General features: G+C 66.4%; 23 protein-coding genes and 4 pseudogenes. 17 read left to right on the forward strand and 10 right to left on the reverse strand.

What is annotated here, in order from left to right; translation table 11 throughout:
* The first annotated feature begins 37 nt into the window (after window positions 1-37).
* Window positions 38-457 (forward strand): WhiB family transcriptional regulator, encoded by a 420-nt coding sequence (locus tag BJL86_RS02565; RefSeq protein ID WP_082908708.1) that lies wholly within the window; start codon window positions 38-40, stop codon window positions 455-457.
* Window positions 458-559: 102 nt separating this feature from the next.
* Here BJL86_RS02565 and BJL86_RS02570 read toward each other — a convergent pair whose 3' ends face one another.
* Both BJL86_RS02570 and bagA read right to left on the reverse strand, forming a co-directional pair.
* Entirely contained in the window at window positions 560-1,708 is a 1,149-nt protein-coding gene (locus BJL86_RS02570; RefSeq protein WP_067477839.1) for an ArsA family ATPase, read from the reverse strand.
* Window positions 1,705-2,793: an ATPase BagA gene (bagA, locus tag BJL86_RS02575; protein WP_082908707.1), complete on the reverse strand. Its 1,089-nt coding sequence runs from the start codon at window positions 2,791-2,793 to the stop codon at window positions 1,705-1,707. Before bagA ends, BJL86_RS02570 begins: the two co-directional genes overlap by 4 nt.
* 151 nt (window positions 2,794-2,944) lie before the next feature.
* On the opposite strand from bagA, the gene BJL86_RS16980 reads away from it, so the two are divergent.
* Genes BJL86_RS16980 through BJL86_RS02590 form a run of 3 tightly spaced genes read left to right on the forward strand, consistent with a single transcriptional unit; the run spans window position 2,945 to window position 4,446 of the window.
* Complete coding sequence (locus BJL86_RS16980) at window positions 2,945-3,118, forward strand: DUF4177 domain-containing protein (protein ID WP_075844794.1); 174 nt, start codon at window positions 2,945-2,947, stop codon at window positions 3,116-3,118.
* 45 nt (window positions 3,119-3,163) lie between these two features.
* Window positions 3,164-3,631 (forward strand): RidA family protein, encoded by a 468-nt coding sequence (locus BJL86_RS02585; protein ID WP_067477836.1) that lies wholly within the window; start codon window positions 3,164-3,166, stop codon window positions 3,629-3,631.
* A 2-nt stretch (window positions 3,632-3,633) separates the two neighbouring features.
* Window positions 3,634-4,446, forward strand: coding sequence for an MBL fold metallo-hydrolase (locus BJL86_RS02590; protein WP_067477833.1), 813 nt, complete (start codon window positions 3,634-3,636; stop codon window positions 4,444-4,446).
* 26 nt (window positions 4,447-4,472) lie between these two features.
* Here the strand turns inward: BJL86_RS02590 and BJL86_RS02595 are convergent, their stop codons facing one another.
* Complete coding sequence (locus BJL86_RS02595; RefSeq protein ID WP_067477830.1) at window positions 4,473-5,147, reverse strand: Crp/Fnr family transcriptional regulator; 675 nt, start codon at window positions 5,145-5,147, stop codon at window positions 4,473-4,475.
* Between the two features lie 281 nt (window positions 5,148-5,428).
* Window positions 5,429-5,596, reverse strand: a complete 168-nt coding sequence (locus BJL86_RS16985) for a hypothetical protein (protein WP_156515444.1) — start codon at window positions 5,594-5,596, stop codon at window positions 5,429-5,431.
* Window positions 5,597-5,722: 126 nt separating this feature from the next.
* On the opposite strand from BJL86_RS16985, the gene nth reads away from it, so the two are divergent.
* From nth to BJL86_RS02615, 4 genes are read left to right on the forward strand one after another with little or no spacing between them, the layout of a single operon-like run.
* Window positions 5,723-6,568, forward strand: coding sequence for an endonuclease III (nth, locus tag BJL86_RS02600; protein ID WP_082908706.1), 846 nt, complete (start codon window positions 5,723-5,725; stop codon window positions 6,566-6,568).
* Window positions 6,565-7,251: a TlpA family protein disulfide reductase gene (locus BJL86_RS02605; RefSeq protein WP_067477827.1), complete on the forward strand. Its 687-nt coding sequence runs from the start codon at window positions 6,565-6,567 to the stop codon at window positions 7,249-7,251. Before nth ends, BJL86_RS02605 begins: the two co-directional genes overlap by 4 nt.
* Window positions 7,251-8,222 carry an NUDIX hydrolase gene (locus BJL86_RS02610; protein WP_067477824.1) on the forward strand — a complete coding sequence of 324 codons (972 nt, stop codon included), beginning with the start codon at window positions 7,251-7,253 and terminating at the stop codon, window positions 8,220-8,222. Before BJL86_RS02605 ends, BJL86_RS02610 begins: the two co-directional genes overlap by 1 nt.
* Window positions 8,219-9,424 carry a MarP family serine protease gene (locus BJL86_RS02615; protein ID WP_067477821.1) on the forward strand — a complete coding sequence of 402 codons (1,206 nt, stop codon included), beginning with the start codon at window positions 8,219-8,221 and terminating at the stop codon, window positions 9,422-9,424. Before BJL86_RS02610 ends, BJL86_RS02615 begins: the two co-directional genes overlap by 4 nt.
* Before the next feature lie 45 nt (window positions 9,425-9,469).
* On the opposite strand, the gene BJL86_RS02620 is transcribed toward BJL86_RS02615, so the two are convergent.
* The 3 genes from BJL86_RS02620 to acs all read right to left on the reverse strand — a co-directional run bounded on the left by BJL86_RS02620 (window position 9,470) and on the right by acs (window position 13,186).
* A complete protein-coding gene (locus BJL86_RS02620) occupies window positions 9,470-10,399 on the reverse strand; it encodes an alpha/beta fold hydrolase (protein WP_231887298.1) in 930 nt (309 codons plus the stop codon).
* Between the two features lie 87 nt (window positions 10,400-10,486).
* Window positions 10,487-10,975 carry a phage holin family protein gene (locus BJL86_RS02625; RefSeq protein WP_067477815.1) on the reverse strand — a complete coding sequence of 163 codons (489 nt, stop codon included), beginning with the start codon at window positions 10,973-10,975 and terminating at the stop codon, window positions 10,487-10,489.
* Window positions 10,976-11,233: 258 nt separating this feature from the next.
* Complete coding sequence (gene acs, locus BJL86_RS02630; protein WP_067477813.1) at window positions 11,234-13,186, reverse strand: acetate--CoA ligase; 1,953 nt, start codon at window positions 13,184-13,186, stop codon at window positions 11,234-11,236.
* A gap of 474 nt (window positions 13,187-13,660) precedes the next feature.
* Between acs and BJL86_RS02635 the strand changes: the two genes are divergently transcribed.
* The 4 genes and pseudogenes from BJL86_RS02635 to BJL86_RS17510 all read left to right on the forward strand — a co-directional run bounded on the left by BJL86_RS02635 (window position 13,661) and on the right by BJL86_RS17510 (window position 17,606).
* Window positions 13,661-15,061 carry an IS1380 family transposase gene (locus tag BJL86_RS02635; RefSeq protein WP_067476669.1) on the forward strand — a complete coding sequence of 467 codons (1,401 nt, stop codon included), beginning with the start codon at window positions 13,661-13,663 and terminating at the stop codon, window positions 15,059-15,061.
* A 263-nt stretch (window positions 15,062-15,324) separates the two neighbouring features.
* A pseudogene (locus tag BJL86_RS02640) lies at window positions 15,325-15,660 on the forward strand (transposase); the annotation flags it as partial.
* A gap of 329 nt (window positions 15,661-15,989) precedes the next feature.
* Window positions 15,990-17,096 carry a BtrH N-terminal domain-containing protein gene (locus BJL86_RS02645; RefSeq protein ID WP_067478094.1) on the forward strand — a complete coding sequence of 369 codons (1,107 nt, stop codon included), beginning with the start codon at window positions 15,990-15,992 and terminating at the stop codon, window positions 17,094-17,096.
* Between the two features lie 39 nt (window positions 17,097-17,135).
* Window positions 17,136-17,606, forward strand: a complete 471-nt coding sequence (locus tag BJL86_RS17510) for a transposase (RefSeq protein ID WP_228549380.1) — start codon at window positions 17,136-17,138, stop codon at window positions 17,604-17,606.
* A 45-nt stretch (window positions 17,607-17,651) separates the two neighbouring features.
* Here the strand turns inward: BJL86_RS17510 and BJL86_RS02655 are convergent.
* A pseudogene (locus BJL86_RS02655) lies at window positions 17,652-17,870 on the reverse strand (transposase); the annotation flags it as partial.
* 124 nt (window positions 17,871-17,994) lie between these two features.
* Between BJL86_RS02655 and BJL86_RS17370 the strand changes: the two are divergent.
* The gene (locus BJL86_RS17370) at window positions 17,995-18,234 is read left to right on the forward strand and encodes a transposase (RefSeq protein WP_231887311.1); all 240 of its coding nucleotides are present in this window, start codon (window positions 17,995-17,997) and stop codon (window positions 18,232-18,234) included.
* Window positions 18,231-19,067: pseudogene (locus tag BJL86_RS17820) on the forward strand (IS3 family transposase); the annotation flags it as partial. The gene BJL86_RS17370 and the pseudogene BJL86_RS17820, both read left to right, overlap by 4 nt.
* A 78-nt stretch (window positions 19,068-19,145) precedes the next feature.
* On the opposite strand, the pseudogene BJL86_RS02670 reads toward BJL86_RS17820, so the two are convergent.
* Window positions 19,146-20,243: pseudogene (locus BJL86_RS02670) on the reverse strand (ISL3 family transposase); the annotation flags it as partial.
* Between the two features lie 386 nt (window positions 20,244-20,629).
* On the opposite strand from BJL86_RS02670, the gene BJL86_RS02675 reads away from it, so the two are divergent.
* The gene (locus BJL86_RS02675; protein ID WP_008379464.1) at window positions 20,630-21,154 is read left to right on the forward strand and encodes a PaaI family thioesterase; all 525 of its coding nucleotides are present in this window, start codon (window positions 20,630-20,632) and stop codon (window positions 21,152-21,154) included.
* Window positions 21,155-21,303: 149 nt separating this feature from the next.
* On the opposite strand, the gene BJL86_RS02680 is transcribed toward BJL86_RS02675, so the two are convergent.
* On the reverse strand, window positions 21,304-22,080 hold the full coding sequence (locus BJL86_RS02680; protein ID WP_322544730.1) for a helix-turn-helix domain-containing protein: 777 nt from the start codon (window positions 22,078-22,080) through the stop codon (window positions 21,304-21,306).
* Here BJL86_RS02680 and BJL86_RS02685 point away from each other — a divergent pair.
* Both BJL86_RS02685 and BJL86_RS02690 read left to right on the forward strand, forming a co-directional pair.
* A complete protein-coding gene (locus tag BJL86_RS02685) occupies window positions 22,015-23,415 on the forward strand; it encodes an IS1380 family transposase (RefSeq protein WP_039867814.1) in 1,401 nt (466 codons plus the stop codon). The genes BJL86_RS02680 and BJL86_RS02685 overlap by 66 nt on opposite strands.
* A 642-nt stretch (window positions 23,416-24,057) precedes the next feature.
* Complete coding sequence (locus BJL86_RS02690) at window positions 24,058-25,458, forward strand: IS1380 family transposase (RefSeq protein ID WP_039867814.1); 1,401 nt, start codon at window positions 24,058-24,060, stop codon at window positions 25,456-25,458.
* Window positions 25,459-25,612 lie beyond the last annotated feature (154 nt).

Below are 25,612 nucleotides of genomic sequence, written 5' to 3' on the forward strand. Positions count from 1 at the left end.
CTATCGCGTGCTCCCAGACGATGTTAGGGGCAACAATATGACGGCACCTGTGAAGTCCTCCTCGAGCGGCGGAGCCGAAGGCTCGTCGGAAATCCAGACCCACGAGCCGCTGCAGGGGAGGGGATCACAGTTGGCGGGAGCCGAATCCATCGTCGGCGAAGCACGCCAGCAGTGGGTCTCCCAGGCCAGGTGCCGTGATATCGACCCGGACGAACTCTTCGTCAAGGGTGCAGCCCAGCGACAGGCGGCCGCGATCTGCCGCCACTGCCCCGTCCTCCTCCAGTGCCGCGCCGACGCGCTCGACAACCGCGTCGAGTTCGGCGTCTGGGGCGGGATGACCGAACGTCAGCGCCGCGCGCTGCTCAAGCAGTACCCGGACGTCACCTCCTGGGCGGACTTCTACTCCGAACAGCTCGATCGCGCCGCTGCCCGTACCCAAGCTCGCGCGGTGAACTGACAAGCGACCCGCATCCGGGCCACGGCCCGGCGACATTATGCCCGGCACCGACAACGTCGACTTTGGCGATGCGGGCCGGGCTTTTTCGTGTCCGCCGGGTACCTATTCCCTGCCGACGAGCTGGCTGCCGAGGGCGCGTAGCGCCGTGAGGCTGGAGACCTCGAACGGTAGCGAAGGGACCCCGACCACCGGCACCGAGGGGCGTTGCTTGGTGAAGCCGCTGATCAGGCGCACCTCCTCGCGGGCGGTGAGTGCGCGCTCGGTGTGGATGTCGAGCGCCGCCGCGGCCTCCGGGTAGTCCTTCGCGATACGGCGCGCGCCGGCGGTGGACTCGTCGGGGCCGAGATCCACGAGGCGTGGGTGGGTGCGATTGATGACCACGCCGGACAGCGGCATGCCCTCCGCGGTGAGCCGGTCGACGAAGAAACCGGCCTCGCGCAGCGCCGGCGCCTCGGCGCTCGCGACGACGACGAACTCGGTGCCGCGCCGGCGGAGCACCGCCTGTGTGCGCGCGGCGCGCGTGGCGAAGCCACCGAACGTCGAATCGAGCGCCTGGACGAACTCGCTCGCATCCGAGAGCATCGCCGAACCGACGATCCGCGAGATCCCCTTGAGTGCGGCGCTCATCGCGCCGGAGGCGAGGCGGCCGAAACCGCGGCCCGGCGTGGCGAGCATCCGCATCAACCGCGAATCCATGAACCCTGCCAGGCGGGCCGGCGCATCGAGAAAATCGAGGGCATTGCGTGACGGCGGGGTATCGACGACCACCAGGTCCCACGAGGAATCCTCGAGCAGCTGCCCGAGCTTCTCCATCGCCATGTATTCCTGGGTGCCGGCGAAAGACTCGACGAGCGTCTTGTAAAACGGGTTCGCCATGATCCGCTCGGCCCGCTCGGGCGTCGAATTCTGCGCGACGAGCTCGTCGAAGGTGCCCTTCATATCCAGCATCATTGCGAACAATCGTCCACCGGGCTCGGGCGCGCCGGAATCGTCCTGCGGATCGGCATCTCCGCCGTCATGCGCGGATAGGTCCACCTCCTGCGGGGTGTTCGTGAGGCCCTCGATGCCGAGTGCCTGGGCGAGGCGGCGCGCCGGGTCGATGGTGAGGACGACGACCTGGCGTCCCATTTCCGCCGCGCGAACCGCGAGCGCCGCCGAGGTGGTCGTCTTGCCCACGCCGCCGGCGCCGGTGCACACGATGACCCTCGTCGCGCGAGTGGAGAGGAGCCGTTCGGTATCCAGCCGTGTCATTTTCCGGCTCCTTTTCTGCGGCGGGTGACGCCCTGCTCGGTGAGCGCCGCCGCGAGATCGAACAGAGAGGACGTATCGATGCCGCCGGTGAGATGGGGGAGGACCAGCGTTCTCGCGCCGGACGACGCAAGGGTCTCGGCCGCGGCGATCTGCCCCTGTGCGACGCGGGCGTGCTCCATCGACTCGACGATGAGCCCCTCGACGAGTGCGCGTTCGTCTTCCGAATACTCCGCCGATGTCGCCGAGACGATGCCCGCGGAGGAGAGGCCGTCTGCGAGCTGGCGCGGATCCGGGCCGTCGGCGGCGAAGCGCGGCAGGTCTTCCGGCTCGACGAACTTCGGATTCGCGCGGTTGACGATGACGTGGCCGACGGGAATCCCGACCGACTCGATATCGGCGATCGCGTCGAGCGTCTCCTGCACGGGTAGGGATTCGAGAAGTGTGACCAGGTGCACCACCGTGCGGCGCGAATGGAGCAGCCGCGCGACCTCGTTCGCCTGCGCGTGGATCGGCCCGCCGCGGGCGAGGCCGGCCATCGCGACCGTGACATCGAGGAAGCGGTGGATGCGGCCGGTCGGCGGCGAATCGACGACGATCGCATCGTAGGTGTCCTCGCCCTTCGCCTCGTCGCGCGTCGCGGTTTCCTTGATCTTCCCGGTGAGGATCACGTCCTTGATGCCCGGCGCGATCGACGTCGCGAACTCGATGGCGCCCGTCGCGCGCATCGCCTTGCCGAGGGTGCCGAGCCGGTAGAACATGGCCATGTATTCGAGCATTGCCGCCTCGGTCTGGATGGCGAGCGCGTGGACCTCGCCGCCGCCCTCCGGGGAGGCCAGGTGGACCTCCTTGTACGGCAGGGGGCTGCGGTCGAAGAGGCGGGCGATTCCCTGGCGCTCCTCGACCTCGACGAGCAGCACACGGTTGCCCTCGCTTGCCAGCGAAAGGGCAAGCGCGGCGGCGACTGTCGTCTTCCCCGTCCCGCCCTTCCCGGAGACGAAATGGATCTGCGCGGAGGCGGAGGCGGCCGAGAACCGCCCACGCAGGTCGTCGGCGAGGGTCGGCGCCGAGGCGGCATCGTGGGACATGGTTTTCAGCCTAACCGGCCGCACCGCGGAGGTACTGGAATGCGGGAATTTGCCTCGTGCGCTGGGACGTGTTTTTCGCCACCCGACTCGTGTGCCCGGCGAGACTCGCGGACGGGGTTGGGGAAAGTGTCAGTTCTTATAGAGTGGGGCCATGACTACACCACAGAGCCCCGTCCAGTTCGAGTATTCGACCGTTCCGCTTCTCACCCACGCGACGAAGCAGATCCTCGACCAGTGGGGCGAGGACGGCTGGGAACTCGTCACGGTCCTGCCCGGGCCGACGGGCGAGCAGCACGTCGCGTACATGAAGCGAGTCAAGGCCTAGAGCCGCCGCGTACCACAGACAGACACCGCGATAGAGGCGAGAAGAATGAGCGAAGGCTATTGGACCCGCAAGCTCGAGTCCCTCGAGATCGAACTGCCCGGCGTGGCTGCGCCGGTGGGTAGCTACGCCCCGGCGGTGCGCTCCGGGGCGTACGTGTACACCTCGGGACAACTCCCGCTTCGTGACGGCGAGCTGCTGGGAACCGGCAAGGTCGGCGGGGATCTCGGCGTCGACGAGGCGGCGGGAATGGCCCGCCAGTGTGCGCTGAACGCTCTCGCCGCGGTCGATGATCTCGTCGGGATCGACGCCGTCGTGCGCGTCGTCAAGCTCGTCGGGTTCGTCGCCTCCGCCCCGGGGTTTCACTCCCAGCCCGTCGTCATCAACGGTGCCTCCGATGTGCTCGCCGAGATCTTCGGCGACGCCGGGGTGCACGCCCGCTCCGCCGTCGGCGTGTCCGAGCTGCCGCTCGCCGCGCCTGTCGAGGTGGAGCTGATCGTCGAGGTCGAGGGATAACGATGCCCGCCGGCGAATTCCCCGCCTACGAGGCGCTTCGCGCCGTCGCCGGTTCCCGCGTCGCCTCCGTCGTGCTCTGCGACAACCCGTCGCCGATGACGATGGAGGGTACGAACTCCGTGGTCCTCCGCGCGCCCGGCGCCGCGCAGTCCGTGGTCGTAGACCCGGGGCCGGAGGACGCCGGCCACGCGAAGGCGCTCGCCGAGGCGGCGGGGGAGGTCGCGCTCGTGCTCATCACCCACCGGCACGGCGACCACACCGACGGGATCGACGAATTCGTCCGGCTTACCGGCGCGCCCGTGCGCGCCCTGCGTTCCGAGCACTGCCGGAGCGCCGAGCCGCTGGTCGACGGCGAGGACGTCGAGGTGGCCGGCCTGCAGATCGGCGTCGTCGCGACGCCCGGCCACACCGCCGACTCGATATCCCTCGACGTCGCGCTCGCCGGCGGCGAGACCGACTGCGTCGTCCTCGGCGATACTATTCTCGGCCGCGATTCGACGGTCCTCGACTCCACCGACGGTTCGCTTCCGGAGTATCTCGATTCGCTGCGCGAGTTGCAGCGTTTCGCAGGCCGCCCCGGGGTTCCGGGCCACGGACCCGACGTGGCGGACGTTTCCGCCGCGGCGGCTGCTCTCGAGGCCCACCGAAATTCCCGGCTCGAGCAGGTGCGCGATGCGATCGCGCGGCTCGGTGCCGATGCGGGCGCGGCGGAGATCACCCGCGACATCTATACCGAGGTCACCGACCAGGTGCTACTCGCGGCCGCAGAACAAAGTACCCGCGTCGCGATGGATTACATCGCAGAACGCGGGTAGTTCGAAGGCGCCCGTGGGCGCAGCGTCTAGCGGGCGCGGCGGGCGAGGCGCTCGGGATCGGAGATGATCACCGACTTGCCCTCGAGGCGCAGCCAGCCGCGGTGGGCGAACTCGGCGAGCGCCTTGTTGACCGTCTCGCGGGAGGCGCCGACGAGCTGTGCGATTTCTTCCTGCGTCAGGTCGTGGGTGACCCGGATCGCGGTGCCTTCCTTCTGGCCGAAACGCTGCGCGAGCTGCAGCAGCGCCTTGGCGACGCGGCCGGGAACGTCCGTGAAGATGAGGTCGGCGAGGTTGTTATTCGTGCGGCGGAGACGACGGGCGAGCACGCGCAGCAGCTGATCGGCGATCTCGGGACGCTCGGAGATCCAGCGACGAAGAGCCGTGCGGTTCATCGATTCGACCTTCACGTCCGTCACGCAAATCGCGGAGGATGTGCGTGGGCCCGGGTCGAAGATGGACAGCTCGCCGAACATATCCGACGGGCCGAGGACCGACAGGAGATTCTCGCGGCCGTCGGGGGACTTGCGCGAGAGCTTCACTTTGCCATCGATGATGATGTAGAGCGTCTCGCCCGGCTCGCCCTCGCGGATGATGGTTTCGCCCCGCGAGAACTCCGCCGGAGACAAGTCATCGCGCAGCGCTTTGACGGCGGCAGGGTCGACGCCCTGGAAAATGCCGGCTCTGCTCAGTGCGTCATCCACGGAGATTGCCTTCTTTCGTATGGGGAACCCGCGCGGTCTCTTTCCGCGGGGTACGCCGCTCACGCAGCGGCGCTTTGGCACCTTCTACGCAGAACAGCAGCACACTCGACCCGTCGTGGTGGCTGGGGCGAATGTGGCAGGCACCACTGTATCGTGCATCGAGGTGCGTTGGCGACCTATCGGGCCAATTCTACGAAAGTTGAAAAAGGCCTCTGGCTAGTAACGATTTCTGTTAGCCACGCCCTTGCGAGGGCTCGGCGAGCGCCTCGCGGCGGCCGCCGTCAGTCCTCTTCGGTGGACTTTTCCGCGGCGGGCGGGGTCGAGGACGCCTCGGCGACCGGAGTTGCGGTCTCCCCGGTGGTGCCCACGACCTTTGCTTCGAAGCGCTCCATCACAAGCGCAAAGATGGCGATCGCCAAGGGCGCGAGGACAACGAAGACAGCGTTCATAGGACACAAGTTAACCCGTCGGCGCCGTAAAGGGCCAAACTCCTCCGCCGTCATGGGCGGGTTGTCAGCCCGTGCGACCCGGCGGCGGTGGGGGATTCGCGGGGCCGCCACAGTAGAATCGAGGGCATGTCTGCTGGCCCTTCTGCCCCCGCTCGGCGGCGACCGACCGCCGCCATGCGCGGCACGGAAACCTCCCTGGGGCTCACGCGGCGCGCGCGCCGAATGGCACGCGAACTCGGTGAGGCGTTTCCCGAGGTGTGGTGCGAGCTCGATTTCACCAACCCCCTGGAACTGTCGGTCGCGACGATTCTGTCGGCTCAGTGCACCGATGCGCGGGTCAACATGGTGACCCCGGCGCTGTTCGCGCGCTACCGCACAGCCGCCGACTACGCGGGGGCAGACCCCGAGGAACTCGAGCAGCTCATCCATTCGACCGGGTTCTACCGCAACAAGGCGCGCAGTATCCAAGGCCTCGGCGCGGCGCTTGTCGAGAGATTCGACGGCGAGGTGCCGCGGCGGATGAAGGACCTCATCTCGCTCCCCGGCTTCGGCCGCAAGACCGCGAACGTGGTGCTCGGCAACGCTTTCGACACCCCCGGGCTCACCGTCGACACCCATTTTCAACGGCTCACCCGCCGCTGGGGTTGGACCGAGGAGACAGATCCGGTGAAGATCGAGCACGCCGTCGCCGAGCTGCTGCCGCGCAAGACGTGGACCGACACCAGCCACCGGATCATCTGGTTCGGCCGTCGCGTGTGCCATTCACGCAAGCCCGCGTGCGGGGCGTGCTTCCTCGCGCGGCAGTGCCCGTCCGCGGGAGAGGCGGGGTCGATGGACCCGGTCGCCGCGGCGAAGTTGGTGTCCGGCGACAGCCGCGAGCACCTTCTCGCCCTCGCCGGGCTCGACGCGGACGGCGCGCCGCTTGAAGCGGACGCAGCTGAGGCCGACGCGGCCGGGGGAGACATTCGATGAGCTCGTCCGCCCGCTGGTCCGTCGTCGCCGTCATCGTCGTCGCCGCGCTCGTCGTGGCGCTGTGGAGCACCCTCGGCTCCTCGGAACAAGACCCACCCGCCAATGACGCCGGACCTTCCGCGCCTGGCGCGTCGGGCGGGGTCACCCCCGGTCCTTATCGGCCGGCGGACGCCGCGCTGCGCTCGGAGGTCGGGCTCCTCGGTTGCCCGAAGGGACAGGCGTCGGGCGAGGACGCAGAGGCGGCAGCCGCGGGGCCGCTGGGCGAGGTCTCCCTCGTGTGCATGGCCGACGGCGAGGAGACGACGTTCGCCGAGATCGCCGCGGGCAAGCCGACGCTGATCAACCTGTGGGCATACTGGTGCGAGCCATGCCGCCGCGAGCTCCCCGCGCTACGTGACGCGCAGGCCGAGCTCGGCGACTCCGCGCAGATCGTGCTCGTCCACGCCGACCCGGACGAGTCGAAGGGCCTGAATATGCTGCGCGAGCTCGGGGTCACCGAGCTGCCCTCGCTCGTCGACTCGGGCGGCGAGATCGCCGAGGCGGCCGGCGCCCCGCCGGTGCTGCCGGTCACTATCCTCGTCTCGGCCGACGGCACCGTGGCGAAAGTGCTCCCGCAGGTCATGCGCGGCCCGGAAGATGTGGTCGACGCGGTCGACACCTATCTCGGCCAGGAGGTGTCCTAGTGGCAGCGGGCTACTTCCCTCCGGAGGATTACTTCGACCTGTCCGGTTACCCTTTCGCCGACGATTACCCGCAGTGGCTGGCCCCGCTCGTCGAGGCCGCGCGTTCCGGCGGCGTCACCAAGATCTTGCCCGAGCGCAGACCGCCGGAGGATGACGGCGGCGAGCCGCACCCCAGTGGGCGGCCGCATCGCACGTCTGCGGTGCTCGTGGTGTTTTCCGGCGACCCGGATGCGCCGGGGCCCAGGCCGCCTGCGGATGCGCGGGTCCTGCTCACGCATCGCGCGGCGACTCTCGGCAGCCACGCAGGGCAGGTCTCGTTCCCCGGAGGCGGCAGCGAGTCGGTCGACGAGAAAATCCCGGACACGGCGCTGCGCGAGGCGCAGGAGGAAACCGGACTCGACCCGGATTCGGTCGACATCCTCGCCGTCACCGGATCGTTGTACATTCCCGTGTCGAACTACTCGGTGTTCCCGGTCTTGGCCTACTGGCGCGAGCCCGGCCGGGTGCACGCTGCCGATGAGGCGGAGACCGCACGCGTGCTCACACCCCCACTCGGAGACCTCCTCGACCCCGCACATCGCTTTACGGTGCGCCAATCCGCCGGTTGGCAGGGTCCAGCATTTAACATCGGAGACCTGGTGTTGTGGGGTTTCACCGCCGGAGTGCTCGCCGCGGCCACGAAATTGGCCGGGTGGGACCTCGACTGGGATGCCGACGATATCCGGGATCTCGAGGAGACCTTGTCCGCTTCGGCGAACGGGGAGCAGAACTCGTGGCCGCGCCGCGAGGTGCTGGAGGAACTGCGCAATGCGTCCGGCCTCCGGTCGGATGATCCCGATCCAGACGCCGATTTCCGCAGGCTGGGAACGGAAGGACAGCGCCCGGGCGTTGAACGGCCAGAAGGTCGAGTCCCCGGGCGGGACGACGAGGCGCCGCACGGCGGCGGAACAGACGAGGAGGGCGCGTCCTGACTGGTTCGACGTGGCTCGACATAGCCCTGGTGTTGCTCGCCGTGCTGGCGGCGTTCGCCGGGTGGCTCAGCGGCGCGCTGTCCGCCGCGTTCGCGCTGTTCGGTGTCGCGGTCGGCGCCACCTCGGGTCTGCTCGTCGCACCCCACGTCGTCGAGAACTTCGACAGCCCCGTCGCGAGGCTCTTCGCAGGTCTGGGCATCGTCGCCCTGATGGTCATCATCGGGCAGGTCGCAGGTCAGACGATCGGCAGGGCGCTGCGGAGCACGATCAGCGGCTCGACCGTCGCCCGCGGCGTCGACTCGCTCATCGGCGCGGTGCTCCAGGCGGCGGCGATCTTGCTCGTCGCGTGGCTCGTCGCGATCCCGGTGTCGGCGCGCGAGGACACCGCGGCCGCGCAGGCGATCCGCGGTTCGACGGTGTTGTCGGAGATGGACCGCCTCGCGCCGAACCAGCTGCGCTCGATCCCGAGCACGTTCGCCGAGGTGCTTGTCGACACCGGATTCCCGGGCATTCTCGGACCGTTCTCGGAGATGCCGCTGCGCGAGGTGCCGCCGGCGGACCCGGAGCTGCAGAACAACCCCATTGTGCAGTCGGTGACTCCGTCGGTGGTGAAGATCATGGGCCGCGCCGAGCAATGCCGCCGCGCTCTCGAGGGCTCGGGCGTGGTCTACGCCCCGAACCGGGTCATCACCAACGCCCACGTCGTCGCGGGCACCGACACCGTCCGGGTCGAGGTGTCCGAGGACGTCGCGATCGACGCGAACGTGGTGGCCTACAACCCGGACGTCGACATCGCGGTGCTCGACGTCCCCGGCCTCACCGCCCCGCCGATGGCGCTCGGCACGGAACGCGACGTGCAGTCCGGCGACGACGCGATCGTCCTCGGATACCCGGGCAACGGCCCATACCACGCGGGTGCGGCGCGGGTGCGCGAGGAAGTCACACTGCGCGGGCCGAATATCTACCGCGACGCTCAGGTTGAGCGCGACGTGTACACGCTGCGCGCGGACGTGCAGGAGGGCAATTCCGGCGGGCCGCTCATCGCCCCGGATGGAACGGTTATCGGCATCATCTTCGGCGCCGCGCTCGACGCGACCGAAACGGGCTACGCGCTCACCCTCGACCAGGTCATGCCGACAGTGGAAGCGGCGGAAGGGCAGACCGAGCCCGTGGAGACCCAGCGCTGCGTCGGCTCCGCGTAGCGGCGGCTCGCACCGAGCGCAACGAGCCGGGCAGCCGGTATCCGGCTACTGCGGTAGGTCCGCGGCGAACTCGATGATCTGCCGCGCGAGCCCCGCGGGGTCCTCCATCGGCGCGTAGTGGCCGACGCCGGGCAGCATCACCTGCCTCGTCGCGGGCGCGAATTTCTTCGAGCGCGCGATCGTCCCGGGGAGAACGAACGTGTCCTGCTCTCCGCCGATCGACAGCACCTGGTGCTCGAGCTGACCTCCGACGCTGCGCCGGTAGTCGCGCCCGTCCGGGCGGAACTGGCTGCGAAACATCCAGCGCCGCGACTCCAGTGTCAGGTGCGCGACCTTGGGGATCTGCATCGCCACCCGCAGCACGCGCGCGGTTTCGGCAAAATCCTCGCTGCCGGTCCACGCATAGCCGCCGTGGGAGCGGGTCACGTTCTCGATATATGCCGCGTTGTCGGCGAGGAGCCGGCGTTCGGCGGCGCGGGGGATCTGATCGAAGGTGAGGTCGGGGAGCACCGCCGCGCGTTGGGCTCGGCTGCGCAGGCATTGCGAACGCATGGCGAGCGGATGCGGGGACGACACGGCGACGAGCGCACGCACCGCGCGCGGGCGCCGGTAGGCCGCCGTCCACCCGAGATACCCGCCCTCACCGTGGCCGACGAGCACGGCCTCGGTGTGCCCTAGCGCGCGGATCAGGTTCGTCACGTCCGCGGCGAGCGTCCAGGCATCGTAGCCGCGCGGCGGCTTGTCCGAATCGCCGTGCCCGCGCAGGTCGAGGGCCACGGCGTGATAGCCGGCGGCGGCAAGTGGTTCAAGCAATCCGCGCATCGTCCACCAGATCCCGCCGAATCCGTGAACGAGCAGAGCGAGAGGCGGCCGCGCTGCAAACGCCGTGCCGCCGGCCGGGAGCATCTCGGCGATGTGGAGCCGTGTGCCGTTGGCGGAGACATCACGGTGGGTCCAGGGTCCAGAAAAACGCACCACCGCCGGGTCTGGGGGCGGTGGTGCGTTCTTGCGGGTCAACGCTGCGATGTCGACTGGCTCCTCACGCGGGCGAAAGGCGGGCGCCTAATGGCGGGGCTGCACCGCTTGCGTCTTGGCGTTCTTCTGCGGCACGGCGAGCTTGAGATCGGACACGGAGTCGATCGTGCGCTGCGGCTTGCGGATCTTCTTCACCTTCGCCAGGCCGATGAGCGCGCAGATCACCGCGAGCAGGAGCAGCACGAGGAAGATGATGAGGAAGCCGAACCAGGTCCACGTCTTCGTGCCCATCCACATCGAGATCAGGTGCGCGAACATGAAGGTGAGCGGCGGGAGCGAGAGCAGCAGGAACAGCGCCGCCGCGGCGAACATGCCGCCGCCGATGCCGGCCTTCTTCACCTGGTCGGTGACCTCGGTCTTGGCAAGCTCGATCTCCGAGCGGACGAGCGTGGATACCTGCGTCGTCGCATTCTTCACGAGGTCGCCGATGCTGGCGTCCCCTCGCTTGAGTGAATCGGCGTCGCGCAGCGGTATCGAGCCCTCAGGGTTCTTCACGTTGTCGTGCTCGTTGCTCACGGCTTCTCCTTAGGGTTCTTGATGTCGTCGGCGTCCGTCCGCCGGCTCGCCATATGTGCTCGTCCGCTCATGGCCGGTCCGTCGATCTTCGCGGCCCACTGTCGAAATGATAACCGGGCGGCCCCGCGACCATTGTCCCCAATCCTGCCACGATTGGCAGTAGTGGGTGCAAAGTCCGGGCCGCCCGAGTCCACATTCGATGCGGAAATGTGTCCGCCCGCCCTGGGAAAAACAACAACAGGGCCAATGACGGCGGAGTTACTTCTTCTGCAAGGCCTCCATGATCGACGGGTCGGACAATGTGGAGGTGTCCCCGACTTCGCGGCCCTCGGCGAGGTCCCGCAGCAGGCGGCGCATGATCTTGCCCGAGCGGGTCTTGGGAAGTTCGGGAACGACGGTGATGTCGCGGGGCTTGGCGATCGGCGAGATCTCCTTGCTCACGGCGGCCTTGAGGGCGTCGACGAGTTCGTCGCCGGAACCGATGTGGTGCTCACGCAAGATCACATACGCGACGATCGCCTGGCCGGTCTGTTCGTCGGAGGCTCCGACAACGGCGGCTTCGGCGACCGCTTCGTGACCGACGAGCGCCGACTCGACCTCGGAGGTCGAGATGCGGTGTCCGGAAATGTTCATCACGTCGTCGACGCGCCCGAGAACCCACAACGCGCCGTCGGAGTCCCACTTGGCGCCGTCACCGGCGAAGTAGTAGCCCTGCTCGGCAAAATGCGACCAGTATGTGTCGCGGTAGCGGTCCATATCGCCCCAGATGCCGCGCAGCATCGCCGGCCACGGCTCGGTCCCGACGAGCAGTCCCTGCTCCTCGGAGGCGACGGTCTCGCCGTCGTTGTCGACGACGTCCATGGAGATACCCGGCAGCGGCCGCATCGCCGAACCCGGCTTGGTCTCGGTGACACCCGGCAGCGGCGACACCATGATCGCGCCGGTCTCGGTCTGCCACCAGGTGTCGACGATGGGCGCTTTGCCGCCGCCGATGTTGTCGCGGTACCAGCGCCATGCCTCGGGATTGATCGGTTCGCCGACCGAGCCGAGCACGCGGATCGACGACAGGTCGTGCGCCGCCGGGATCTCGTGGCCCCACTTCATGAACGTGCGAACCAACGTCGGCGCGGAGTAATAGATCGAGACCTTCTTGTCTTCGATGATCTCGAAATGGCGGTGCTCGTCGGGGCTGTTCGGCGTGCCCTCGTAGACCACGCATGTCGACCCGTTGGACAGCGGACCGTATACGCCGTAGGTATGTCCGGTGACCCAGCCGATATCGGCGGTGCACCAGTACACGTCGGATTCGGGCTTGAGGTCGAAGACGTTGTAGTGCGTGTACGAGGCCTGAACCAGGTAGCCGCCGGAGGAGTGGACGATGCCCTTGGGCTTGCCCGTCGTGCCCGAGGTGTAGAGCAGGAACAGCGGGTGCTCCGCGTCGAAGGACTCCGGGGTGTGGGTGTCTGGCTGCTCGGGAACGACCTCGTCCCACCACACGTCTCGCTCGGCGTCCCAGTCGACGTCGATGCCCGTGCGGCGGACGACGAGGACCTTGTGCACCGAGGCGGCGGGGCCGTCGACGTTCGGCAGGTCGCTACCGAGTGCTTCGTCGACGGCGGCCTTGAGCGGCGCGGGCTTACCGCGGCGGAACTGCCCGTCGGAGGTGATGACGACCTTGGCTTCCGCGTCGTCCACTCGGGAACGCAGCGCTGCGGAGGAGAAGCCGGCGAACACCACCGAATGGGTCAGTCCGAGGCGCGCGCAGGCAAGCATCGCGATATATGCCTCGGGAATCATCGGCATGTAGATGGCAACGCGGTCGCCTGCGACGAGGCCGAGCGAGGAAAGGTAGTTCGCCGCGCGCGAGACGTCCGCGAGCAACTCGGAGTAGGTGATATCTCGGGCATCGGACTTCGGCTCGCCGATCCAATGGACGGCGACACGATCGCCGTTCCCTTCGTCGACATGGCGATCGAGGCAGTTGGCCGCGACGTTGAGCTTTCCGCCGACGAACCACTTGGACACGGGCGCCTGCGACCAGTCGAGAACCTCGGACCATTCCTGGTCCCACGTGAGGCGACGCGCCTGCTTATCCCAGAACGCGAGGCGATCGGCATCGGCCTCGGTATACAGGTCGGCCGTGGCATTCGCCTGGGCGGCAAACTCCGCGCTCGGCGCGTACTTCTCGTTCGTGGTCGAAGAATCCGACATTACGACACTCCTATTCGCCTATGTTCGATGAGCGGATGCGTCCCTTGGGTCCCCGAGCGATCGTTCTCGGCGCGAGGGGTGCTCAGCGACCGTGAAACGGCGCGGGGGATCTCCACCGCCGTTGTTGTTTGGATCACATCCGATATACATGAGGATAACCGCATCTTTGGCGATGCGGTGAAAATCGCACGTGGGACAGGCGAAAACTCCCCTGATGGGCAGTCGCTCCGAGCGGGTTAGTCGCGGTAAACCGACCAAGGGCCAATTAGTAGATCGGTTAGCGGGTGTAAACAAAAGTGCCCCCGGCAATTCGGAATCCACGAATGTCATCTACGCGAAACAAAGAAGCATTAGCCTGGGTGTTTCATGGGGATCTGCGGATCGCTGGGCGAAAATAGACCGAAGTGCTTCCTGAGCAGGGGAAACTGGGACTTGTCTAAGGTTCCATGTTCTCCAGCAGAAAGCACTCGGTAGGTGAAGCGTACTTCGTGGTCGGCCGGTCTGTCCGTTACTGCTGATGGTGTCGGGGTGATCGCCCACGCCGGGGCCATCGTGCCTCGACTTCTGGCTGATCAGGTCGGTCTGACCGCCGAGCTGTCAGGGGCCATGGCTCGCCGACAATTCATCCCGATCCACGACCGCGGCCGTGTGCTGATCGACACCGCGGTGATGCTCGCCGATGGCGGCGAGTCCATCTCCGACATCGGCGTCCTGCGCCACCAATCCGGGGCCCTGGGCCCGGTCGCCTCGGCGCCGACGGTGTGGCGCACACTCGATGAGGTCACTGCCGGCAAGCGCAAGAAGATCCAGGTCGCGCGTGCCCGCACGCGGCGGCACGTGTGGTCCCAACTGCCCGGCGGAGTACCCGCATCGGCGTGTGCGGGGCGGGATCTGGGATCGACGGTCGTGCTCGATGTGGATGCCACCATCGTGGTCACCCACAGCGAGAAGGAACATGCAACTCCGACATATAAGCGCACGTTCGGGTACCACCCGATCGGCGTGTGGTGCGACAACACAGAAGAGTTTCTCGCCGCGAGCTTGCGCCCGGGCAACGCCGGGTCGAACACCGCTGCCGACCACATCGACGTCCTGGGCCAGGCCATCGCGCAGATCCCCGCCAGTCATCGGCGTGATCTGCTGATCCGCTCCGACGGTGCCGGCGCCTCCCACGACTTGCTGGAGTGGATCACCGAGCAGAACCGCGTTCGTGGTCGACAGGTGGAGTACTCGGTCGGCTTCGCTATCACTGCCCCGATTCGCCGGGCCATCGCGACCTGCCCCGAAGCCGCGTGGGGACCAGCGCTCAACCCCAACGGGGACATCCGCGACGGGGCCGACATCGCGGAGCTGACCGGGTTCCTCGCTCCCGGGATGCTCGCAAAGTGGCCAGACGGGATGCGGGTGATCGTACGCCGCGAGCGGCCCCACCCCGGCGCCCAGTTGTCGATGTTCGAGGAGATCGATGGATGGCGCTACCAGGCTTTTGTCACCAACACCGCCACCGGCCAGCTGCAGTTTCTTGAAGCCAGGCATCGGGCTCACGCCCGGGTCGAGGACCGCATCCGCCACGCCAAAGACACCGGCCTGGGCAGGCTTCCCTCGCGGGAGTTCGCTCTCAACCAGGCTTGGCTGGTGGCGGTGATGATCGCCGCAGATCTGGTGGCGTGGACTCGGATGCTGGCCTGCACCGGCGACGCCGCAGTTCTGGCCTTGTGCGAGCCCAAAGCGCTGCGCTACCGCTTCCTTCACGTGGCAGCCCGACTGGTCCGTAGTGGCCGGCGGCGGCGCGTGAAGATTCCCGAAACATGGCCGTGGGCCACCGCCATCGTCGCAGTGTTCAACACGATCGCCGCGATCCCAAAACCCGCCTGACCTCACCTGCCCGCCCACGACATCACCACCCGGAGACCCGCCCACCGGCAGCGCCAGCCGGCACACACGCACGCCCACACGCGAAAACAAGCCCGCCGTCACCCGACAGCAGCAGTCACACCGGCCCGTGAATCAGCGGGGTTAGAGTGGTGTAACTCGGTGGCCGAGATCGTCTCCGACATCCGTGTCGTTGACGGATGTAGAGCGGCCACCGTGTGATCCATCGAGTCAACCTTCCAAAGAATCCTCGAGGAGTCATCACGATGACCGCACCCCATATTGTCGACCCGGCAGGCCTGCTTGGCCAAGCCCTCACAGAGGCGTCTCCAGATCTGATGCGTGAGCTGCAGCAGACCATGATCAACGCCCTGCTGTCCGCGGACGCCGATGCCGTCTGCGGCGCCGAGTGGAACGCCCGCTCGGAGCAGCGCACCAACCACCGCAATGGCTACCGCCACCGGCCCCTGGATACGCGGGTCGGCACCGTTGATGTCGCCGTCCCGAAGCTGCGCTTGGGCAGCTACTTCCCCGAGTGGCTGCTCGAGCGCCGCAAGCGGGCCGAGTCCGCGCTGATCACGGTCGTGGCGGACTGCTACCTGCGTTCCGGGCACCGCGCCGGGAGCGGTCGAGTGGAGGAGGTTGTCGTGCCGGGGCAGGACGACCGGCACGCGGCCATCTCCCAGACTGAACCCCCCGGCCGCCGGCTCGTGGAGGAGAGCGGTGGTGATTGTCTGGCGGACGCCCGGGGCTGCCTCGCCCAGCGCATTTCTTGAGCTATCACTCGGCGGGCGGCGCAGGAACGAAGGATCCTTTCGATGGACCGCTGAGGTAGGTACATGCCTGCATGAACGAATGTATAGTCACGTAACCGCATGCCCGTCCAACCGGAAACCGCGCAGATTGCTGCGACGCCGATTCAGGAGATGTCATGTCAGTCGAGGTCCCTACCCGTCATCCAGAGCCGCGACGAGTCCTACTGGACTATCCCCACCGTCAGGCAGGGCATTGTGGTTCCGGAGCGCTGAGAGACCTCCTGGAGTGGGCCGGTCTGGGCTGGGACGAGGTGCCGAGCGAAGGTCTGGTCTTCGGAATGGGCGGTGGTCTCGGCTTCACCTACCTGCGGGCACCGGGTCTCGCCCCTCCCATCTACTTCGTCGGGCGTAGCAGCGACCTCGAGGTCGACCTTCTCGCCAGGCTGGGTGCAGAGGTCGACGTTCGGGGAACCGACGATCCCGAGACCGGCTGGGGCTGGGTCCGCCGCGAACTCCAGCAAGGCCGTCCCGTGCTGATGTGGGCCGACATTTCTGAGCTGCCCTACCTCAATGTCCGCCTTCAGATGAGTCGGCACGACATCGTCGTGATCGGTTACGAAGACGACACCGAGACGGCTTTCGTGGTGGACAACGACCGAGCCGAGATGCAGAAAGTCCCCTACGAGGCTCTTGCGCGGGCGCGCGCGTCCCGATCGTTCCCCGTGCCCACGAGGCACACCACGTACTTCGTGAACTGGCCCCAGATCCTGCCCGATCTCCGCCAGACTGCGGCTTCGGCCCTCGTGGCCTCGGTCGAAAACATGCAGGCGGCGACAACCGCGATTATTCCGGACGCGTCGGTGCTACCGCCGGATGCCGTTGCCGCTGCCGGGATCAGTGGAGTCACGGTCTTCGCCGAGGATGTCGACCGGTGGCCGGGGCTCATGCCCGAACCGGAACTGGACATCGCGCTGCGTTCTCTCCACGCCTTTGTAGAGAAGGCAGGCACGGGCGGCGGCCTGTTCCGCCGGTTGCAGGCACAGTTCTGTGGCGACGTGGCCCGGCTAACGGAGTCCGCGGAGATGGCGAAGGCCGGAACTGCGCTCTTGCGCTGCGCGGACACGTGGTCGGCTCTGGCTGCGGCCGGCCGTAGCGACGGATCGACGCTCGATCGCTGGCGACGGGTCAATGAACTCGCCGCGACGCTTCCCCGCGACGAAGGCCATGCCATCTCTCACATGCGCAAAGCGGCGGGGGAACTGGGGATGGGTGACCCATTGTAGGCAAGTCGGCGAACGCAGCAAGCGAGCACCACTGCCGGGTTGCAGCAGCAAATCTGCGGCCACCGCGGACGTAAAGGCGACCCGCTCTACGGGATCCGCACCATCATCCGCTGCGACCCGGCACGGCTGACCGAGCGGCAGTGGCGACGGTTCAATGACGCATTGGCCGCCGACCCCCGGCACGAGGAACTGTTCCTCGCCTGGCAGATCGCCCACGAACTCCGACAGGCCTACCACCATAAAGACCTGCCAGCCGGGCGCAGCGCTGCGGAGAAGATACTCGCGACCTTGCCGTCCTGCCCGATCCCAGAGATCGCCCGCCTCGGCCGCACTCTTCGCAAGTGGAAGGACTCCTTCCTCGCCTACTGGACCACTGACCGATCCAACAATGGTGGAACCGAAGCGATCAACGGCCTCATCGAACTCCACCGGCGCCTGGCCCGCGGCTACCGCAACCGCGACAACTACCGCCTGCGGATGCTCCTCATCGCCGGCGGGCTACGGACCTGACCCCACACTCAGATGCGAAGAGCCCCTTATCCGGCCCTTCCGGAATCAGAGTGCATTGATCCGGTCGTGAAGCTGACCGGAGTGGATCAGTGACCGCAAGATGTAGTGCTTGAGGTTGCGGAAGCCCAGGGCGATTCCGCGGAGGTGTTCGAGGCGTCCGTTGATGGCCTTGACGGGGCCGTTGGAGGCGCCCACGTCGAAGTAGGCGAGGATCTCGCGGTGCCGCTTCCATAGCGACCGGCCCAGCTGGGCGAGCTCGGGCAGTGGACCGTTCCCGCTCTGGTGGACACCCGGAGATGAGCGGTGAGTTCCCCCAAGATAGAGGGAGCGGATTATGGGATCTACTCGTCGGAGCTTCACTGCCGAGTACAAGGCCAACGCGGTAAGTTTGGTCATCGATGATGGCCGTGCGATCGCCGAAGTTGCACGCAGTATCGGCGTTCACGAGATGACGTTGGGGAAATGGGTGAAGAAGACTCGAGACGAGGGAAACGGTGAGTCTGACCGCCCGTTGAATGAGGACGAGCGGGCGGAACTCGAGCGCCTTCGCGAAGAAGTGAAGCACGCCCGGATGGAGGTGGAGTTCGCAAAAAAAGTAGCGACCTGGTTCGCGAAAGACCCGCGGTGAAATTCGCGGCTATCGCGGACTGGGCTGAATCCGATTCATATACGGTCACGTTCATGTGTGCTCAACTCGGCGTATCGACTTCTGGCTACTACAAGTGGCGCGGCAAGTCGCGCTCAGCTCGAGACCTCCGAGACGACGAGTTAACAGCGCTGATCGAGTACCACTACGAGCACCTCAACGGCCGTCCCGGCGTTCGGCGCATGCGTGCGGAACTCGCCGCCGGCGGCCACCGGGTCTCGCACAAGCGGGTGTGGCGGCTCATGAAGGTCGCAGGTCTGGAAGGCCGCCACCCGAAGGCGTGGAAACGCACCACCGTCGCCGGAGACAGCCCCGTTGGGGCACCTGACCTCATCGGCCGCGACTTCACGGCGGCCGAGGCGAACACCAAATGGTGCGGCGATATTACTTACGTACGGACCTGGAACGGCTGGGCGTACCTGGCCACCGTCATCGATCTGCACTCCCGGATGGTCGTCGGATGGGCCGTGGCCGACCACATGCGAACCGAGCTGGTCACCGACGCACTGGACATGGCCATCGCTCGTCGTCGACCACCCGGAAAAGTCATATTCCACAGCGATCGCGGAACTCAATACACGTCCACCGACTTCGATAAGTACTGCACGAAAAACAATATCCGACGATCATTGGGGCGCACTGGCATTTGTTTCGACAACGCGGTCGCAGAATCATTCTTCGCGAGCTACAAGAAGGAACTCATTCACACGCGCCCGTGGCCCACTCTAAAAGCACTCAAAAAGAGCACATTCACCTGGATTGAGGAGTACTACAATAGGGCCCGACGACATTCCACACTGGGCTATTTGACACCAGCCGAGTTTGAACTAGGATTCAGAGACATATACGACTCGCCGCTTAATTGCAGTGGCCACTTTAGCGGGAACACTCCACAGTTCGGTGGGCACCCCGGCCCGGATCGAGCGCAGGAGCTTGTACATCGCGATCTTGCCCTCCCGCTTGCCCGAGGCCTCGTAGGCGGCGATGAGTCGCTGGTAGACGCTGTAGGTGACCTCCACCGCCGCGTGCGCGTCATTGGCGGTGAACGCCTTGAACAGGCGGACCTTCTGCTTGTCGGTCAGTAGCTCAGCGCGGGTGCGCAGGGTGCGGCGGATGCCGTACAGCGGATCGCCGGTCCGTCCCCGGTGTCCGGTGGTGGCCTGCTGGATGCGTTGGCGGCACACGGTGAGCTTGTCGGCGGCCAGGTGCACGACGTGGAATGGGTCCATCACCGTGCGTGCTTCGGGGACGGCTTTGGCGGCGGCGGTGTGGTAGCCGGCGAATCCGTCCATCGTGACCACCTTGACTCGGTCTCGAAAAGCCTGGTCGCGGGCGTTGAGCCACTCGGTGAGGACCTTCGCCGAGCGCCCGGGGATCATGTCCAGCAGACGAGACGGGCCGGTGCCGTCCACGACCGGGGTGAGGTCGACGAGAACGGTGACGAATGAGGACGTGCCGTCGCCGCGGACGTGCTTCCATTTGTGCTCATCGACCCCGAGAATGCGGACGCCGTCGAAGTGTCCGGGCTGGTCGTAGACCATGGCGCGGGTCTCGGTGACCGCCAGGTCGTTGACCAGGTCCCAGCCCAGCCCGAGGGCCTTCGCGACGGCGGACACGCTGGTGCGGTCGATCGCCAGGCGCTGCAGGATCCAGCGGCTGCAGCGGCGGGTGGTCTTGGCCCGCGGCTTAGCCAACGCCGGCATCCGCTGCTGGAAAATCCGCGTCTCGCATTCGATGTTGTCGCAGGTGAAGCGGGGTATGCGTACGTGCAGTCTGGTGGGATGGCCGACGATCGGTAGATCCGTGACCTTCCGCTGGACGTGGTCACGCAGCCTCCCCTCCGTCCCGCAGTCGGCGCACACCGGGTCCAGCGTGACCGGGGAGCAGAACAGGTGCGTGAACTCGTCGGCCACCGCGGCGTCGGTGATGGTGACCCCGAGCTCGACGGTGCGGCAGATGGTGTCGGCAAGCAGGCTGGCGGTAGCGTTCAAAGCGGGTCCTGGGTGGTTCTGGGTGCAGGTGTAGGAACCGCAATCCTCACACCCCCAGGACCCCTACATCTTGTGCCTCACCGCATCACCGCAGCATCCCCGCTACGCACTCCGGATCCGGAAGAGCCCCCAAACTAGACTATACGTCGGTACCGCATACTGTATGTTCGTACAGTACATGGTGTCCCGGCTCAGTCGGCCTTGTCGACCTGACTATCGCGCCGTCGGCAGCCAGTTGCTCAGGCCACCCGCACCGGCCTCCCGGCCCCTTGGACGCCAGGTGGAGGTTGGGTCACGGGTCGGACGTACGGGTGTCGGCGATATCTCCGTCGCCACAAGCCGAGGTATCGCACCCAGCACAACTTCATCGACAGGAAGGTCTGGACATGGACACATTTCGCGACAAGGCCGGCGGGCCGATAGGTACCGATATCGACACCTGGGTGCGCTCGTTTACGCGCATGGAATCCGGTTCCTCCGAGCTTCCTCCCCACCACCCCAACTGCCTTGGCTGTGGACCAGAGAACCCGAATGGTCACTTCCTCTCGGTACGGCGTGACGGAGACGGCGTCGTCGCACACCACCAGTTCGACCAGCGCCACGTCGGGGCACCCGGCATTGCACACGGCGGCGCGGTAGCGACCGTGATTGACGACCTCTTCGGCTTCTTGCTCTATTCGGTCGGCGAGCTCGCCGTGACGCGCCGTCTCGAGCTCGAGTATCTTGCGCCAGCACTACTCGACACCCCGTACATCCTGCGCGCTGCAGTTCGGTCTCGCGATGGCCGGAAATTGGACCTCACGTCCACGATGGAGGATGCAGAGGGCCGCACTGTTATTACTGCCACTGCCCTGTTCATCGTGGTCGAGGTTGAACACTTTTTGCAGTCACAGAGAAACTCGAGGGCTTAGGCCAAACTCACCGCCGCGAGCACCAGGCCCGAATACGTCGAGGATGTCGGCGGAGCCTGAAGCTATTGAACGCCACGCCCAAAGAAAGGGCGAAGCTGAAGGCACCGTGCATCGCCAGTTGCCCTGTACGAGTCAACCAAGAGGCAGCGCTACCTACGACGGAACCCCGTCGGCGGGTGGCCGGTCCAGTGCTTGAAAGCGTGTGAAAAGCTGGCGAGGTCGCTATATCCGAGGTCCGTGGCGATCTCGCTCGCGGACACAGATCCGTCCAGTAAACGAAGAATCGCGTACTCACGAATGACCGACTGGCGCAGTCCGCGATAGGTCATCCCTTCCTCAGAGAGGCGCCGCTTAAGTGTGCTCGTAGAGATGGAGAGTTCGTCTGCAATCCACTGACTTCCACAATCTGCGGGACGCTTCTCTATCAGACGTCTCACCTTGTCCGAATACGAGGCGATTTTACTCCGCTCGTCGAGCCTTCGCTGCAAGTCACTGATAGCGAGTCGATACGCCACGGGGTCAGAGAACCGGCAGACGTGATTGACCGCGTCAACGGGAAAATGCAGAATGGACAGTGAAGCGTCAAATACCAGGCGACCAGCTAACCGATCCTGATCCACGGGCAGACCTTCCGGAGCGGGCCAACCCAGTGAGAGTGTGATGTCTGGTGCATCGCCAACGAGTATATTCAGCAGCCTCAGCAGGACCGCACCACAGTAGGTGACCACTAGGGAGTCTAGCCCCGGTAGTTCACGGGGATCTGCGGATCGCTGGGTGAAAATAGACCGAAGTGCTTCCTGAACAGGGGAAACTGGGACTTGTTTAAGGTTCCTGATCCTCAAGCAGAAAGCACTCGGTAGGTGAAGCGTACTTCGTGGTCGTCTGGTCTGTCGTTCTCCGTCGAGGATGTCGGGGTGATTGCTCATGCCGGGGTCATCGCGCCGCGTCTTCTGGCTGATCGCGTCGGCCTGACCGCCGAGCTGTCGGGGGCCATGGCGCAGCGCCGATCCATCCCGATCCATGACCGTGGCAGGGTGTTGACCGATGTCGCGGTGATGCTCACAGGTGGCGGCACGTCCATCGCCGACATCCGCGTCCTGCGCCACCAATCCACTGTCCTGGGTCCGGTCGCCTCCTCTCCGACGGTGTGGCGCGCCCTGGACGAGGTCACCGCTGGTAAACGCAAAAAGATCCAGGTCGCGCGGGCCCGTACGCGGCGGCATGTGTGGTCCCAGCTGCCCGGCGGGGTGCCGGCCTCCAAGTGCGCGGGCCGGGATCTGGGGGACACGGTCGTGCTCGATGTGGACGCCACCATCGTGGTCACCCACAGCGAGAAAGAACAGAGCGCGCCGACCTACAAGCGCACCTTCGGCTACCACCCGATCGGCGTGTGGTGCGACAACACAGAAGAGTTCCTCGCTGCGAGCTTGCGGCCGGGCAACGCGGGGTCGAACACCGCGGCCGACCACATCGACGTCCTGGGGCAAGCCATCGCCCAGATTCCCGCCGCCCATCGGCGTGATGTGCTGATCCGATCCGACGGCGCCGGCGCCTCCCATGACCTGTTGGAGTGGATCTCCGAGCAGAATCGGATCCGTGGTCGGCGGGTGGAGTACTCGGTCGGCTTCTCGATCACCGCCGGAATCCGCCGGGCCATCGCGATCGCCCCCGACACCGCGTGGGGGCCAGCGGTGAATCAAGACGGCGACCTGAGGCCGGGCGCGGAGATCGCCGAGCTGACTGGACTGCTGCCGCCCAGGATGCTCGCCAAGTGGCCCGACGGGATGCGGGTCATCGTCCGCCGTGAGCGGCCCCACCCCGGCGCCCAGTTGTCGATGTTCGAGGAACTCGACGGGTGGCGCTACCAGGCGTTCGTCACCAACACCGCCACCGGTCAACTGCAGTTCCTCGAGGCCAGGCATCGGGCGCACGCCCGGGTGGAGGACCGGATCCGCCACGCCAAAGACACCGGCCTGGGCCGTCTGCCCTCGCGAGAGTTCGCTCTCAACCAGGCATGGCTGGTGGCGGTGATGATCGCCGCCGACCTCGTCGCCTGGACCCGGATGCTGGCCTGCACCGGCGCCGCCACCATCCTCGCAGCGTGCGAGCCCAAAGCGATGCGCTACCGCTTCCTCCACGTCGCCGCCCTACTGACCCGCAGCAGCCGACGTAGACGGGTCAAAATCCCCGAGACCTGGCCCTGGGCCACCGCCATCGAAGCGGTGTTCCACACGATCGCCGCGATCCCCAAACCGGCCTGACCCCACCTGCCCACCCACGACAGCACCACCCGGAGACCCGCCCACCGGCAGCGCCAGCCGGCGCCCAAACACGTCTACACGACCCGCCGGACACAACATCCGTAGAAACCCGACTCCATCACGCCCCATGAATCAGCGGGGTTAGTCTCTGCGTAACCGCGACATTGATGCGTGACCCCGCAGTGAGTGTGGGGCGATCGGTGGCATCGATGGTGAATTCAAACGGTGACCAGGTGGTGCTTGCCGCTTGGCCTTGTAGCAGGGTTGCTGCTTCGAAGAGATGTCGGAGTTCTCTCGCAGAGAGGGCGTTCGGGATGCGAAGCAGATCCGTGGAGTGCTGCTGGATTACGTCCAATGCTCGTACGAGCCGCGCCGTTAGATGGAGATTCGGATTTCGGTCATGAGGGTAAGGCACAGTCCAGCTATAGCGGCGCGGTCCGTGGCTGGGACTCAGCCCGATTGACGCTCCGCGATCGACCGCATCCATGAATGAAACGGCATCGATTGGAGTGTTCCCGCTAACCCCGGTAGTTCACGGGGATCTGCGGATCGCTGGGTGAAAATAGACCGAAGTGCTTCCTGAACAGGGGAAACTGGGACTTGTTTAAGGTTCCTGATCCTCAAGCAGAAAGCACTCGGTAGGTGAAGCGTACTTCGTGGTCGTCTGGTCTGTCGTTCTCCGTCGAGGATGTCGGGGTGATTGCTCATGCCGGGGTCATCGCGCCGCGTCTTCTGGCTGATCGCGTCGGCCTGACCGCCGAGCTGTCGGGGGCCATGGCGCAGCGCCGATCCATCCCGATCCATGACCGTGGCAGGGTGTTGACCGATGTCGCGGTGATGCTCACAGGTGGCGGCACGTCCATCGCCGACATCCGCGTCCTGCGCCACCAATCCACTGTCCTGGGTCCGGTCGCCTCCTCTCCGACGGTGTGGCGCGCCCTGGACGAGGTCACCGCTGGTAAACGCAAAAAGATCCAGGTCGCGCGGGCCCGTACGCGGCGGCATGTGTGGTCCCAGCTGCCCGGCGGGGTGCCGGCCTCCAAGTGCGCGGGCCGGGATCTGGGGGACACGGTCGTGCTCGATGTGGACGCCACCATCGTGGTCACCCACAGCGAGAAAGAACAGAGCGCGCCGACCTACAAGCGCACCTTCGGCTACCACCCGATCGGCGTGTGGTGCGACAACACAGAAGAGTTCCTCGCTGCGAGCTTGCGGCCGGGCAACGCGGGGTCGAACACCGCGGCCGACCACATCGACGTCCTGGGGCAAGCCATCGCCCAGATTCCCGCCGCCCATCGGCGTGATGTGCTGATCCGATCCGACGGCGCCGGCGCCTCCCATGACCTGTTGGAGTGGATCTCCGAGCAGAATCGGATCCGTGGTCGGCGGGTGGAGTACTCGGTCGGCTTCTCGATCACCGCCGGAATCCGCCGGGCCATCGCGATCGCCCCCGACACCGCGTGGGGGCCAGCGGTGAATCAAGACGGCGACCTGAGGCCGGGCGCGGAGATCGCCGAGCTGACTGGACTGCTGCCGCCCAGGATGCTCGCCAAGTGGCCCGACGGGATGCGGGTCATCGTCCGCCGTGAGCGGCCCCACCCCGGCGCCCAGTTGTCGATGTTCGAGGAACTCGACGGGTGGCGCTACCAGGCGTTCGTCACCAACACCGCCACCGGTCAACTGCAGTTCCTCGAGGCCAGGCATCGGGCGCACGCCCGGGTGGAGGACCGGATCCGCCACGCCAAAGACACCGGCCTGGGCCGTCTGCCCTCGCGAGAGTTCGCTCTCAACCAGGCATGGCTGGTGGCGGTGATGATCGCCGCCGACCTCGTCGCCTGGACCCGGATGCTGGCCTGCACCGGCGCCGCCACCATCCTCGCAGCGTGCGAGCCCAAAGCGATGCGCTACCGCTTCCTCCACGTCGCCGCCCTACTGACCCGCAGCAGCCGACGTAGACGGGTCAAAATCCCCGAGACCTGGCCCTGGGCCACCGCCATCGAAGCGGTGTTCCACACGATCGCCGCGATCCCCAAACCGGCCTGACCCCACCTGCCCACCCACGACAGCACCACCCGGAGACCCGCCCACCGGCAGCGCCAGCCGGCGCCCAAACACGTCTACACGACCCGCCGGACACAACATCCGTAGAAACCCGACTCCATCACGCCCCATGAATCAGCGGGGTTAGAGTGATTTA

The organism is Dietzia timorensis, from assembly GCF_001659785.1.
GTDB lineage: Bacteria > Actinomycetota > Actinomycetes > Mycobacteriales > Mycobacteriaceae > Dietzia > Dietzia timorensis.